Origin of the sequence: Candidatus Neomicrothrix sp., from assembly GCF_035329545.1 — a bacterium.
Lineage (GTDB): Bacteria > Actinomycetota > Acidimicrobiia > Acidimicrobiales > Microtrichaceae > Microthrix > Microthrix subdominans.
Genome location: NZ_DAOLGP010000001.1, coordinates 30,909 through 43,106, shown reverse-complemented (window position 1 = coordinate 43,106; position 12,198 = coordinate 30,909). Strand labels below are relative to the sequence as shown.

Below are 12,198 nucleotides of genomic sequence, written 5' to 3'. Positions count from 1 at the left end.
TGCTCCGCACCGATGACCACCGCAGCCGCCCGGCCGCACGGTTCCCTGCTCGCCCACGACGACGGCCCGTTGATCATGGGCATCGTCAACGCCAACGCCGATTCGTTTTCCGATCCGCGAGCCACGATGGGCCCCGAAGCGGTGATCGCAGGGGCGACCGAATTGGTCGACGCTGGCGCCGACCTGCTCGACATCGGTGGCCAGACCGCCTCCCCAGCGGTTGCAGAGATCAGCCTGGACGAGGAGCTCACCCGCGTGCTCCCGGTGATCGAAGCTTTGGCCGCCGAGCTCCCGCAGGTGCCGCTGTCGGTCGATACCTACCGTCTGGAGGTGGCCGAGGCTGCCCTGCAGGCCGGCGCGTCCGTGCTCAACAACATCATCGGCGCCCAACACGCCGAGTTCGCCGCCCTGGCTGTACGCCACGACGCGTTACACGTGATCACCCACAACCCTGGAGCCCCCAAGACCAAGCTGCTCGAGAACGATCGTTACGGCGACGTCGTCGAGGACGTTGGCGTCTACTTTCGCGCTCAGCTCGACGAGCTCGGCTGCGTGCCGGGCGCCCTTGAGGCCACGATCATCGATCCGGGCATCGACCTGGCCAAAACCCCGGCCCAGAGCCTGGAGCTCCTGCGACGGGCCTCCGAGTTCGATGCGCTGGGCGTCCCGGTTCTCATGGCGATCTCCCGCAAGGATGTGATCGGCGTCATGACCGAGTCGCCGCCCGACCAGCGCCTGGCCGGCACCCTGGCGGTGCTCGGCCACCTGCGATCCGGAGGCCAGCGCATCTTTCGCCTCCACGATGTGGCCGAGGCCCGGCGCTACCTCGACGTCTGCCGCTATCTCGAGGGGGAAAATCAGATCGACGCTGCGGCCCGGCTGGCGCCCGAACTGCGCCGCCGACAGGCCTGAGCAGGGGCGACCGGTTTCGGCGGAAGGCGGCTCAGCCGGCCCGCTGCGCCCGTTCCTCCCGCTCTTCACGGTTGGCTGCGCTCACTCCGTAGCCAACGATCACCGCCGGCACGAGGAACACCGCCGACAAGGCCAGGCAGGTGGTGACGACGACCACCATCCACTCCTCGAAGCCGGTGATGACGCCGATGGCAAACACGACGATGGCGATGAGGATCACCGAGTAGCCGAGGCGCTTGCCCATGTTGGCCAGCTCCGAGGCCCGGGCTCGCTTGGCGAGCACGGGGTCGGTCGGCGGTACTGGGTCGGTCGGCGGTACTGGGTCGGTCGGCGGTACTGGGTCGGTCGGAGGGATTGCGGCGTCGTCGGGATCAGCCATGGGAGAACTCCTTTGGTAGCGAGCCCGGTCGCGGGCCCAGCCAGGTGTGGCGCAACCCGCCGAGCGACGATCCCGCCTGCACCCGCAGCGCCCCACGGCCGGCCCAGGGCCGCGCCCCGGTGACCGTGCCGTCGTCGGCCAGCGAGATCGGGTCGGCCCGACCGGCGCTGGCCAGCGCCGCCACCTCATCCAAGCGTTCTGCGAGCGGTGCCGCAGCGTTCTGCAGCAGTGCCTCAACCCGGCTCCACGTGTTGCGGCGGCCGGCCCACAGCAGGGGCGCGAGCACCGCCGGCACGTCGGGGATCCGGAAGCGCTCCTCGCCCGGATCGAAGTCATAGGGGTGGCAATACAGAAAGGCAACGCCCTCGTCCGCCCAGCGGGCGAAGCCCTCGCGCACCATCCACCAGGGCGTGGCCCGCAGGAAAGTCCCCCCGCCGAAGTAATAGACGTAGCGCCCGACCCTGGCGAACTCGCCCGAGGTCTCGAGCAGCCCCGAGGGCCAACGAAACGGGTGGGGCGGAACTCCGGGGTACCACCAGAGCGGGTTGCGACGCGACGACACACCCGAGGAGTAGGCGTAGCCCTCCTCGGCGAGGATGTCGGTGGCCCACAACGACTCCCGCACCAGCGAGTACGTCGGGGCCCGGAAACCGATGACAGGGCTACCGCCCAGGTCTTCGAGCACCCCCTTGGCCCGTCGCACGTCGTCGCGGAACCGTTGTGGGGACAGCTCGGGAAGCGGGGTGTGGGTCCACCCGTGCACACCGATCTCGTGGCCGGCAGCAGCGACGGCGGCCACCAGGTCGCCGTGACGCTGAGCCAGTTCCCCAACGAAGTACCAACTGCCGCGCACCCCGAGGCCCTGCAACCAGCCGAGCACCTCCCAGGCCAGCTGCTCGTAGCGCAGCTCCCCCAAGGGGTCGGCCCAGTGGTCCTCCACGTCGATGGTGAAGCTGACTCCGCCGGACACGGTGGCATCGTAGCCCCGATCAACCTCTTCGCCGTCCGCCCCCACCCGTAGTTACCGTGCGGTAACTACCGCTATCCTGAGGCCATGCGCCTTCCCGCCGCAGCCCGCCGCCGCCAGTTGTTGGGCGTGGCCCTCGATATCTTCGGCGAGCGGGGGTTTCATGCGACCTCGATGAACGACCTCGCCGAGGCGGCGGGCGTCACCAAGCCGGTCCTCTACCAACATTTCTCCTCCAAGCGCGAGCTGTTCCTGGAATTGCTCGCCGAGATCGGCGCCGACCTGTCCAGCGTGATCGCCAAGGCGACAGTGGACCAGTCCTCCACCCGCCAACAGCTCGAGCATGGCTTCGACGCCTACTTCGCCTGGGTCGACCACAACCGGGCGGCCTTCGATCTGCTCTTCTCGGCCGGTACTCGGCGCGAACCCGACTTTTTGGCCGCAGCACATCGGGTGGAGGATGCGATTGCGGACCTGGTGGCCGACAACATCGTGATCAGCGGCCTCACCCGCGAGCGTCGCGTGCTGCTCGCCCACGGCATCGTCGGCATGGCCGAAAGCACCTGTCGGCGCTGGATCGCCAAACCCGCCAGCATCGACCACGCCGAGTTGGCAGCGCAGGTGTCCGAACTCGTCTGGTTTGGCCTGCGCGGGATCCGTGCGGCCGAACTGCCGGACCACCCCGCCGACCCCCGGCGTTGAGCCGAGAGACAAAGCGCTAGGTTGCACCGGTGACTGACGAATGGTTCGAGGTTGTCGTCGAGATCCCCCGGGGGTCGCGCAACAAGTACGAGATCGATCATGACACCGGCGACGTCTGGTTGGACCGACTGCTGTTCCAAGCGACGGTCTACCCGGTCGAGTACGGCTTCTTCCCCAACACCCTCGCCAACGACGGCGACCCGCTCGATGTGTTGGTGTTGCTCGGCGAGCCCACCTACCCCGGCGTTCACCTGCGGGTTCGGGTGGTCGGCATGATGATGATGCACGACGAGGCAGGCCGGGACGAGAAGATCCTGTGCGTCCTGCACGACGATCACCGCCAGGATCAGTACAGCGACATCGGCGACCTGCCCGAGCATCTGCTGGCCGAGATCAGCCACTTCTTCGAGGTGTACAAGGATCTCGAGCCGGGTAAGTACGTCAAGGTTGGTGGCTGGCACAGCCGGGACGAGGCACTCGCCGTCGTTGCCGAGGCCCAAGCCAACTTTCCGGGCTGACCGCCCACCGCTCGACATGACCACATGCGTGTGCCCATGACCGACGCCGGGCGGACCGCCGCCGATCCCGAGTCGCTGGGCGTCGACCCGGCCGGCCTGCAGCGAGCGGCCGACCGCATCCAAGCCGAGGTCGACACGGGACGACTCCCCGCCGCTCAGCTGGCGGTGGCCCGGCACGGACAACTGATACTCGACGTCAGCTTCGGCTCGGCGACGACCGCCGACCGCTTCGTGGTGTATTCGTGCACGAAGGCATTCACCGGCGGGGTGATCTGGCAGCTGCTCGGCGAGGGACGCCTGGCTCTGGACGATCCCGCCGCCCGTTATGTCCCGTCGTTCGGGGCCAACGGCAAGAACGCGGTGACGATCGCCCACCTGCTCACCCACACCGGCGGGTTTCCCCACGCCCCGCTGGGACCGCCGCTCTGGGACTCGGCCGAGGGGCGCAACGAGGCGTTTGCCCGATGGCGCCTGGACACCGAGCCGGGGACCCACTTCGAGTATCACCCGACGTCCGGGCATTGGGTACTGGGGGCGGTGGTCGAAGCGATTCTTGGCCAGCCCTTGGGCGAGGCGATCGACGAGCGCCTGTGCCGACCGCTGGGGCTCACGTTCGGGCTGGGGCAGCCGCCCGAGGCTCAAGGCCCAATCGCCAACCCGGTCGCCGTCGGCGAGCCGCCCTCCCCCGACGAGTTGCGGGCGGTGTTCGGCACCGACAGCTTCGACCTGGGCGAGGTCACCCCCGAGGTGCTCACGATGTTCGCCAAACCGGGGGTTCGGGTCGTCGGCGTACCCGGTGCGGGCGGCGTGGCCACCGCCGCCGACCTGGCTCGCTACTACCAGGCGCTGATGGCCAACCCCGACGGGATGTGGGATCCCGAAGCGCTTCGCCTGGCCACCCAGGAGATCCTCGTCAACTTGCCCGACCCGATGCTCGGCTTCGCCGCCAACCGGTCCGCCGGGCTGATCATCGCCGGGCACGACGGCAACAACACGCTGCGCGGCTTCGGCGCCGGCTGCTCACCACGGACGTTTGGGCACAACGGCGCCGGCGGCCAGATCTCCTGGGCCGACCCCGACACCGGCCTGTCGATGGGGTTCGTCACCTCGGGCATCGACGCCAACAACCTGCGCGAGGCGCGACGCACCATATCGATCGCGTCGAAGGTGGCCGACTCGGTCTCTGGCTGACGCGATGCGCCCAGGTCCAGGCCCGTCACCGGGGCGACGGCGGCTGAAACCACCAGCCATGCTCGCCGGGTTCCACGAAGTCACAGTCCCGGCCGACCCGCCACAGTGCCAGCGGAATCGGTGTCGGGTCGTAGCGGTACCACTCCGGAAAGGCCTGACGGACCGCGTCGGTCGCCCGTGCCGCCTGGTAGTGGGGAATGCGATGATCGATGTGGTGGGCGACGTGGGTGCTGCCGATGCGGTGGTGCACGGTGTCGATCAGGCGCCCGTACGGACGATCGACCGTCTGGAACGCCCCGAGCAGCCACGACCACTCCGGTTCGGCGAAGTGCGGGATGTCGACGTTGGTGTGCTGCAGCCAGGTGTAGCCGACCAGCCAGGCGTTCATCACCAGGTACGGGCCGACGTAGAGGGCCAGCACCGCAACGATTCCGAACTTGACCGCCGCCGCGACAAGCAGACCGACGACGACCGCTACCCCGGCCGCCGATGCCCATACCCGCCGGTGCCAGCGAGCCGGAAACAGCTCGGTGTCGAAGGGCTGGACCGGCCAGAAGTGGTTACTGCGACCGCGGCGCTCGGATCCGGTGAGGCCGACCAGCAGGTAGGCCGGCCACCCGAACAGCAGGGTTTGGGCGATGCCCAACGCGTTGGCGACGGGGCCGCTCGGGCGGCGGGGGCGGCCTTCGGCGTCGCGGCTGGGTGCTGCGGCGCGACGAGGGACGTGCGTCTCACCCTCGTCGAGGTGGTTGGTGCGTGCGTGATGCACGCCATGGCTGCGTTGCCACGAGAAGTAGGGCACAAGCAGCGCACTGTGAAGCACGAAGCCGACCCCGTTCTCGAGCCGCCGGTTGGGTGAGAAGGCCCCGTGGCCGCACTCGTGGGCGATCACCCACAGCCCCGTCGCCGCAGTGCCGCACGCCACGGCGTAGATCAGCCAGACCGGGAGCCACGCCCAGGTCATCGGCAGCCACGCCGCTGCGGCGCCGACCATCCCGGCGACCAGCACCAGCGACAAGGCGAGATGGGCGAACGCCCTGGCCGTCCGGCGTTCAAAGCACTCAGCGGGTATCGAGGCGCGGACTTCGGCGCGGGTCGGTAAAATCGGGCGCGCTAACAGCGCCCGATCAGGGGGGAACAGAGCGGTCATGGCGCGCAGCGTAAGCCAGAACGGCGCTGCTCCCGGTCAGCCGTTCGGCCGGCTGCTCGGATTCGTTGGCGCACCGGGGCCGATCGCATGGTGGGCATACGTCACATTCGTCTGGCCAGGCCGGCGATGAAAAACCTCACGGGTGTCGGCGCTCAGTACGTGACGTTGTAGCTGCGCAGCCAGCGACGCCCGTCGGCGAGCAGCACGAACTCGGACACCGAGCCGTTCTCGGCACCCTTGAACGCGAAGTTGGATGCCCCGGTCAGGTCGGCCAGCATGCGGGCGATCACCCCGCCGTGGACGACGAGCGCCACCCGCTGGTCTCGCCGCCCCTCGACGGCGGTGGCCAGGCCCCGGGCCAGGCGCTCGGAGAACGCCTCCTCGGCCTCTGCGCCGGGGATCGTGTCCCAGCGCTCGAGGAGCATCGCCGCCTTGACCACCGGATCGCCCGCCGCACCGGCCTCGCGCAACAGACCTCCCTCCAGCTCTCCCACATACACCTCCCGCAGGTCGGCCAGGGCGATCGGGGTGAGGCCCAGACGCTCCGCCAACGGCTCGGCGGTCTGCTGGGTGCGCACCAGCGTCGACGTGTAGATGGCATCGATGGGCCGCTGACCGGGCTCGCACAGGGCCTCGGCCGTCCGCTGCGCCTGCTCTACGCCGATCGGGTCGAGCGCCGGGTTGCCCTGACCGGCGAACATCGGGTGGCGTTGCCCCGGGATGACCGGGGCGGACGCGCCATGGCGGATCAGCGTCACGGTCACCGAACCGGGCGGTGGCACATAGGGGCGCTGGTGGATCGGCGACGACTCGGTCATGGCATCGTTTTTAGCCGCTCACATCCGCACCGAGCGGCGAGACATCGGGAACACCAACCGGTTCGGAGGCGACAACACGGCCCCGAAGCCCTAGAATGAGAACACGTTCTAGTTTTGCCGACCTCGTTCCTGGCGACGCCCAGGGCGCTCGAAGGAGACAAGATGGTCACCGGACCCATTGCCACGACCCGTTCGCCGTTCCCGGTGCCCTACGGCTGGTTCACCATGGCGTACTCCGAGCAGCTGAAGATCGGCGACGTCGTCCCACTCGAGTACTTCGACCGCCACCTGGTGCTATGGCGCGACAACGATGGCGAGGCCCACGTCAACGATGCCTTCTGCCCCCACCTGGGCGCCCACCTCGGGCACGGTGGCGTGGTCGAGAACTGCGAGATCGTGTGCCCGTTCCACGGCTGGCGGTTCGACGCTGAGGGCCACAACACCAACATCCCCTACGCCGATCGGGTGAACAAGCGGGAGGTGGCGACCCCATACCCCACCGTCGAACGCAACGGCGCCATCGCTGCGTGGTATCACCCCTACGACGAGCCCCCCAGCTTCGAGCTCCCCGAGGTCGAGGAGTTTGAGAACACCGAGGAGTGGACCGAGCCGATCCGCCGCTCGTTCACCATCGAGGCGCCGTGGCAGGAGCTGGCCGAGAACGGTGTTGACGCCGCCCACTTCCGCTACGTCCACAACACCGAAATGGTGCCCGAGCTCGAGCGATACGACACCGACGGCTATCGCAGCACGATGCGGTCGGCCCAGAAGTTCCCGACGCCGCGGGGCGTCGTCGACGGCCGGATCGATTCCGACAGCTGGGGCCCGGGCTTCTCAATCACCCGGTTCAGCGGCATCATCGACACGGTCCTCATGGGGTGCAACACACCGATCAGCGCCAACAAGTGCGAACTGCAGTTCAGCTTCGTCACGCGCCGCATGGGCGACGCCAACTTCGAATCGACCGTTGGCACCGCTTTCGCCGACGAGGTGTCCCGCCAGGTGGTCGAGGACAAGCCGATCTGGGAAAACAAGGCCCACCTGGTGCGGCCGGCGTTGGCCCCCGGGGACGGCCCGTTCATGAAGTTTCGCAAGTGGGCCAGCCAGTTTTACGTCGAGCCGATGCAGTCCGAGGCGATGGTGTTCCCGCCGTCGGGCTCGTTCCCGGCCGAGGGCGAGCGGGAGCTGACCGCCTCGAAGAAGTTCGGTACCCCCGACCCGGCGTTCAAGCAGTAGTAAACCGAGGGCAATACCCGACCACCTTGGTCAACTAGGTAGGGTTTCGAGGTGCGATCCCTCTTCACCTTCCCCGATCCGGTCGACGAACTCGCGGCGCGCAGCGTCGCCACCGGCGTCTTCGCCCTCACCGGCCTGATCATCGTCGGCACCGCCGCCGGGTTTACCGGCGCCAAGTGGATGGTCATCCCGCTGGCACTGGGGTTCTGGGCCCGGGTGCTCACCGGCCCCACCCTCAGCCCGCTTGGCCAGCTCGCCACCCGGGTGGTGGCTCCCCGTCTACCCGGCTCACCACGGTTGGTGCCCGGCGCCCCCAAGCGCTTTGCCCAGGGAATCGGAACCGTCATGTCGAGCCTGGCTGCCATCGTTTGGCTGGGATTGGACTGGAGCGGGGCCGGCTTCGCCCTGGTTGCGGGGATCGCCGTCGCCGCCGGACTTGAAGCTGGGTTCGCGCTGTGCCTCGGGTGCGTCGCCTATGGACGATTGGCCAACGCCGGCTTGTTCGCCGCGGCAGACTGCCCGGAATGTGCCGACATCTCTCTCCGACCGACACGAACCGGACGCGTCCGCCCGGCGCAGGACAGCCCACTGCGCCAGGCGCAAGACAGGGCACCGGCCTCCCGCTCCTGACCAACAAGCGCTGCGAATCGGCCGCTCGTGGTTGAGGGTGGCACCCCCCAGGACCGCGCAACCGGCGGTGGCGCGCCCGAGCACGGCATGGTCGACCACGGCGTGGTGTGGTTTCGCAAGGACCTGCGGCTCGTCGACAATCCGGCCTGGAATGCCGCCGTGTCCAAGTGCCGCCGAATCACGGCGTTGTTCGTGGTCGATCCGGCGATCGTCGAACCTGCCGGCCCGTACCGCCTTGCCCAACTGAGCGCGCACCTGCGCGCCCTCGACGAGGAGCTCGCTTCGGCGGGCGGCCAGCTGTGGTTGCGGCGCGGTGACCCGGCCTCCGTCGTGCCCCACGTGGTCGGCGAGGTGGAGGCGGGCGCACTGTACGCCAACGCGGACGCCGCCCCGGGTAGCCGCCGTCGCGACAAGCGGGTCCACCAGGCGCTGGCCTCGACACCAGCCGCCCGCCACCATCGCAACGAGCCTGTGCCCTTTCACACCTACTGGGGCACGTTGGTGCTTCCGCCGCTGTCGGTGACGACGAACGATGGCGGGGTGTCCAAGGTGTTCACCCCCTTCTACAAGCGCTGGCGGGACACCCCGTGGGACGCCTGGCCGGAGCGCAACCCCCTCGCCGAGGACACACCGCAGGTGACCCGCCCGCCGTCACAAGCGGCCTGGGGTGCCGGCGAGACGATGGCGATCGACAATCTTCACCACGCCGGCGACGTCCCGCATCACTCCGGCGGATCCCAGGCGGCGCTTGGTCGCTTGGGCGCCGCCGTTCAGCGTGCCCCCCGCTATCGGGACGAGCGGGACCGCCCCGACCTGGCGACCACGACCGAGCTGTCGGCCGACCTGCACTACGGCACCCTGTCACCGCGACGCGCAGCGTCGGCGCTGGGGCACGCGACCGGCGGCTCCGACTCGGAGGGGCCGCCAGCGGACGCTGTCGAGGGCGGCGCAGCGATCGTCCGCCAGCTGGCCTGGCGGGACTGGTATGCCCACCTGCTGTGGGCCCACCCGCACCTGACCGACCGGGCGATGCGTAGCGAGTATGACCGGCTGCCCTGGCAGAACGATCCCGACGAGTTCGACGCCTGGTGCCAAGGGAGGACCGGGTTTCCAATCGTCGACGCCGGCATGCGCCAGCTGGCCGCCTCCGGCTGGATGCACAATCGGGTGCGAATGATCGTGGCGTCATTTCTGGTCAAGGACCTGCTCGTCGACTGGCGCCTGGGCGAAGCCCACTTTCGCCGCCTGCTCGTCGACGGTGACACCATCCAAAATGTCGGCAACTGGCAGTGGGTGGCCGGCACCGGCCCCGATGCGGCGCCCTACTTTCGGGTCTTCAACCCGACGACCCAGGCCGAGAAGTTCGATCCCCGCGGCGAGTTCGTTCGATCCTGGGTGCCCGAGTTGGCCGGTCTGCCACCGAAGTGGATCCATCGCCCATCGGAGGCCCCGGCCGGGGTGTTGGCCGATGCCGGGGTTGAGCTGGGGACGACCTATCCCCTGCCGCTGATCGACCACGGCGATGCTCGTGAGCGGGCCCTGGCGGCGTACGGTCAGGCCCGAGGCGACACCCCGTCGAAGTGACCGGGAGTGCACGGCACGGCCCCAGCCCACCCGGCCGATAGCGTCGGCGATCATGGCGGCCGAACCGACCTTGTGCACCCTTCATATCGGCGATGATCCAACGACCTGGCGGGCTGCCGGATTCGACATCAGCCAACGGTCGACAACGATTCCAGCGATCCAGCTCGGCGCGGTGAGCATTCAGCTGCACGGCGCCGACGGGCCGCGCGGCCTGCTGCGATGGGACCTTGTTCTGCCCGAGCGGTCGACTTCACAGGCCGACTCCCCGCCATCCGCATCCGCCGGTGGCGACCTCGATGGGTTGCCGACCGCATGGGTGGCCGACACCCCAAAGGCATCCCTCGCAACCCACCCCAACCGGATGAGCTCGATCGACCACATCGTCGTCAGCTCACCAGATGTCGATCGCACGGTGCGCGCCCTGACGACTCACGGCTTCCGGGAGCGCCGCCGACGCACGACCGGCCGCTACGGCGCACCGATGGTGCAGGTGTTCTTCTGGGTCGGCGATGTGATCCTGGAGCTGGTCGGGCCGACCGACGTGCCGGCGGATCCCGGCGGACCCGCCGCCTTCTTCGGGCTGGCACTGACCAGCGCCAACCTCGCGGCGACCGCCGTCGGGCTCGGCGACCTGCTGGGCCCACCCCGCGAGGCCGTACAGCCCGGACGTTTCATCTCCACGCTGCGGCTCGACCGGGTGGGCGGGTCGGTGCCGACCGTCATCATGAGCCCGCACCCGGGCGACCCCGCATCCGCCTGAGGGGCGCACCGGCAGTAGGGTCGCCTCCGATGCTCGATCATGTCTTCACCGACGCCATCGGTTCGCTCCGCGATGCCATGGAACGGGCAATGCTGGAACGCCAGGCCTTCGAGGAGCGCTTTCAGACCGACATCCTGCTCGGCGACGTGAGCTGGGAGACCTCCTACGGGTTGCCCGGGGAGGGCACCCCCCCGCGTATCCGCGCCGACATCTCGTTGGATTGGCCGACGTGGAGCCAGACCGCCTACCGCTCGTGGTACATCGACGAGGATCTGACCGAGGCGCCGAGCATCGAGATCGAGGTGTCGTTCCGCATCCAGCGCATGTCGGAGACGCCCGACCTGGCCAGCCTGCTGGCGGCCCTGCCCGAGGACAGCCCCAACGTGGGCCCCGAGCGGCTTCACCGTGAGGGGCCGACCACCGAGGCATTACACGACAGCCACCTCACCAGCACCGAGTGGTCGGTCGAGGTGTCCTACGAAGGGGTCTACGAGCTCGACGAGTCCACCCTGGCCGACGGCTCGGTCCTCGACGACCACTTTGGTGCCATGGGCGGCTGGGTGGCGTCCACGCTGGTCAAGCTCGGCGACCTGACCTTCAGCTTTCTGCCCTCGAACGACATCGACCTGCCCTGAGGGAGCCCGCCGGACCCAGCGGCGCCGCCATCCTCAGCAGAGGACCGCGTCGACGAACTCCTCAATCGTCTCGACGGTCATCGTCGGCGGGGCCAACTCATCCGGCCAGGGGTCGGGCCCCCGCATCCACGCGCCGTTCAGCCCGACGCGGCGCCCACCTTCGATATCGAAGTGCGGGTGGTCGCCGACCATCCAGCCATCGAGCGGGTGGCCGCACAGCTCGGCGGCCAGCTGGAAGATCTCCGGTTCGGGCTTGCGGGCACCGACCAACTCCGACACGACCACCGCGTCGAAGTGCCCGGCCAAGCGAGCGGCGTGGATCTTGTCCCACTGGCCGGGGGGCCCGTTGGTCACCAGGCCCAACACCCAGCCCGCATCCGCCAGCCGGGTCAGGGCGACCCCAACCGAGGCGTTGACCTCGATCGACGCCACCCAGTGCGCCTCGCGGTCAGCGGCGATCGCCGCCTCGGCCACGTCGAATCGCTCGGCCGCCAGCGGCATCCAGCGGTTCTTGTCGCCGTAGCCGTTGCCGTCGACGTCGATCAGCCACTCGAGCGCACCCGGCGCGTCGATCTGTTGCCGCTCCAACATGCCCGACGCCCAGCGGGCGAACATCGCCCGGCGGTCGATCAGCGTGTTGTCAAGGTCGAACAGGCCCAAAGTCATCGCAGCATCCGCTGTGTCACGGACGCGGGGGAAGGTCTTCGAAGACTCCC

14 protein-coding genes are annotated in these 12,198 nt (G+C 69.0%); 9 read left to right on the top strand and 5 right to left on the bottom strand.

Going from position 1 to position 12,198, the window contains the following annotated elements; genetic code table 11:
• Window positions 1-12: 12 nt before the first annotated feature.
• Window positions 13-912, top strand: a complete 900-nt coding sequence (gene folP / locus PKD89_RS00220; RefSeq protein WP_287377017.1) for a dihydropteroate synthase — start codon at window positions 13-15, stop codon at window positions 910-912.
• A gap of 31 nt (window positions 913-943) precedes the next feature.
• On the opposite strand, the gene PKD89_RS00215 is transcribed toward folP, so the two are convergent.
• Together PKD89_RS00215 and PKD89_RS00210 are read right to left on the bottom strand one after the other, a co-directional pair.
• Complete coding sequence (locus PKD89_RS00215; protein WP_324332208.1) at window positions 944-1,291, bottom strand: hypothetical protein; 348 nt, start codon at window positions 1,289-1,291, stop codon at window positions 944-946.
• Complete coding sequence (locus tag PKD89_RS00210; protein WP_289011267.1) at window positions 1,284-2,261, bottom strand: polysaccharide deacetylase family protein; 978 nt, start codon at window positions 2,259-2,261, stop codon at window positions 1,284-1,286. Before PKD89_RS00210 ends, PKD89_RS00215 begins: the two co-directional genes overlap by 8 nt.
• A gap of 84 nt (window positions 2,262-2,345) precedes the next feature.
• On the opposite strand from PKD89_RS00210, the gene PKD89_RS00205 reads away from it, so the two are divergent.
• From PKD89_RS00205 to PKD89_RS00195, 3 genes are read left to right on the top strand one after another with little or no spacing between them, the layout of a single operon-like run.
• Window positions 2,346-2,960, top strand: a complete 615-nt coding sequence (locus PKD89_RS00205; RefSeq protein ID WP_287377022.1) for a TetR/AcrR family transcriptional regulator — start codon at window positions 2,346-2,348, stop codon at window positions 2,958-2,960.
• A gap of 29 nt (window positions 2,961-2,989) precedes the next feature.
• Window positions 2,990-3,478 (top strand): inorganic diphosphatase, encoded by a 489-nt coding sequence (locus PKD89_RS00200; protein ID WP_287377025.1) that lies wholly within the window; start codon window positions 2,990-2,992, stop codon window positions 3,476-3,478.
• Between the two features lie 24 nt (window positions 3,479-3,502).
• On the top strand, window positions 3,503-4,669 hold the full coding sequence (locus tag PKD89_RS00195) for a serine hydrolase domain-containing protein (RefSeq protein ID WP_287377027.1): 1,167 nt from the start codon (window positions 3,503-3,505) through the stop codon (window positions 4,667-4,669).
• 25 nt (window positions 4,670-4,694) lie between these two features.
• Here the strand turns inward: PKD89_RS00195 and PKD89_RS00190 are convergent, their stop codons facing one another.
• Together PKD89_RS00190 and PKD89_RS00185 are read right to left on the bottom strand one after the other, a co-directional pair.
• On the bottom strand, window positions 4,695-5,819 hold the full coding sequence (locus PKD89_RS00190) for a fatty acid desaturase (RefSeq protein WP_287389694.1): 1,125 nt from the start codon (window positions 5,817-5,819) through the stop codon (window positions 4,695-4,697).
• A gap of 152 nt (window positions 5,820-5,971) precedes the next feature.
• Window positions 5,972-6,637 carry a histidine phosphatase family protein gene (locus PKD89_RS00185; RefSeq protein WP_287377029.1) on the bottom strand — a complete coding sequence of 222 codons (666 nt, stop codon included), beginning with the start codon at window positions 6,635-6,637 and terminating at the stop codon, window positions 5,972-5,974.
• A gap of 162 nt (window positions 6,638-6,799) precedes the next feature.
• Between PKD89_RS00185 and PKD89_RS00180 the strand changes: the two genes are divergently transcribed.
• The 5 genes from PKD89_RS00180 to PKD89_RS00160 are packed head-to-tail and all read left to right on the top strand — an operon-like array spanning window position 6,800 to window position 11,482.
• Window positions 6,800-7,873 (top strand): Rieske 2Fe-2S domain-containing protein, encoded by a 1,074-nt coding sequence (locus tag PKD89_RS00180; protein WP_287377032.1) that lies wholly within the window; start codon window positions 6,800-6,802, stop codon window positions 7,871-7,873.
• A 51-nt stretch (window positions 7,874-7,924) separates the two neighbouring features.
• Complete coding sequence (locus tag PKD89_RS00175) at window positions 7,925-8,503, top strand: DUF4395 domain-containing protein (protein ID WP_289011266.1); 579 nt, start codon at window positions 7,925-7,927, stop codon at window positions 8,501-8,503.
• A 27-nt stretch (window positions 8,504-8,530) separates the two neighbouring features.
• A complete protein-coding gene (locus PKD89_RS00170; RefSeq protein ID WP_287389696.1) occupies window positions 8,531-10,087 on the top strand; it encodes a cryptochrome/photolyase family protein in 1,557 nt (518 codons plus the stop codon).
• Window positions 10,088-10,139: 52 nt separating this feature from the next.
• Window positions 10,140-10,847, top strand: a complete 708-nt coding sequence (locus PKD89_RS00165; protein WP_289011265.1) for a hypothetical protein — start codon at window positions 10,140-10,142, stop codon at window positions 10,845-10,847.
• Between the two features lie 29 nt (window positions 10,848-10,876).
• Complete coding sequence (locus PKD89_RS00160) at window positions 10,877-11,482, top strand: hypothetical protein (RefSeq protein ID WP_287389697.1); 606 nt, start codon at window positions 10,877-10,879, stop codon at window positions 11,480-11,482.
• A 33-nt stretch (window positions 11,483-11,515) separates the two neighbouring features.
• On the opposite strand, the gene PKD89_RS00155 is transcribed toward PKD89_RS00160, so the two are convergent.
• Window positions 11,516-12,198: HAD family hydrolase (locus tag PKD89_RS00155; RefSeq protein ID WP_289011264.1), on the bottom strand; the 683-nt coding region annotated here is incomplete at its 5' end.

Bases quoted from the DNA above. Each gene is read 5' to 3' on its own strand.
- folP (WP_287377017.1), top strand. From the start codon at position 13: ATGACCACCGCAGCCGCCCGGCCGCACGGTTCCCTGCTCGCCCACGAC.
- PKD89_RS00215 (WP_324332208.1), bottom strand. From the start codon at position 1,291: ATGGCTGATCCCGACGACGCCGCAATCCCTCCGACCGACCCAGTACCG.
- PKD89_RS00205 (WP_287377022.1), top strand. From the start codon at position 2,346: ATGCGCCTTCCCGCCGCAGCCCGCCGCCGCCAGTTGTTGGGCGTGGCC.
- PKD89_RS00195 (WP_287377027.1), top strand. From the start codon at position 3,503: ATGCGTGTGCCCATGACCGACGCCGGGCGGACCGCCGCCGATCCCGAG.
- PKD89_RS00190 (WP_287389694.1), bottom strand. From the start codon at position 5,819: ATGACCGCTCTGTTCCCCCCTGATCGGGCGCTGTTAGCGCGCCCGATT.
- PKD89_RS00185 (WP_287377029.1), bottom strand. From the start codon at position 6,637: ATGACCGAGTCGTCGCCGATCCACCAGCGCCCCTATGTGCCACCGCCC.
- PKD89_RS00180 (WP_287377032.1), top strand. From the start codon at position 6,800: ATGGTCACCGGACCCATTGCCACGACCCGTTCGCCGTTCCCGGTGCCC.
- PKD89_RS00165 (WP_289011265.1), top strand. From the start codon at position 10,140: ATGGCGGCCGAACCGACCTTGTGCACCCTTCATATCGGCGATGATCCA.
- PKD89_RS00160 (WP_287389697.1), top strand. From the start codon at position 10,877: ATGCTCGATCATGTCTTCACCGACGCCATCGGTTCGCTCCGCGATGCC.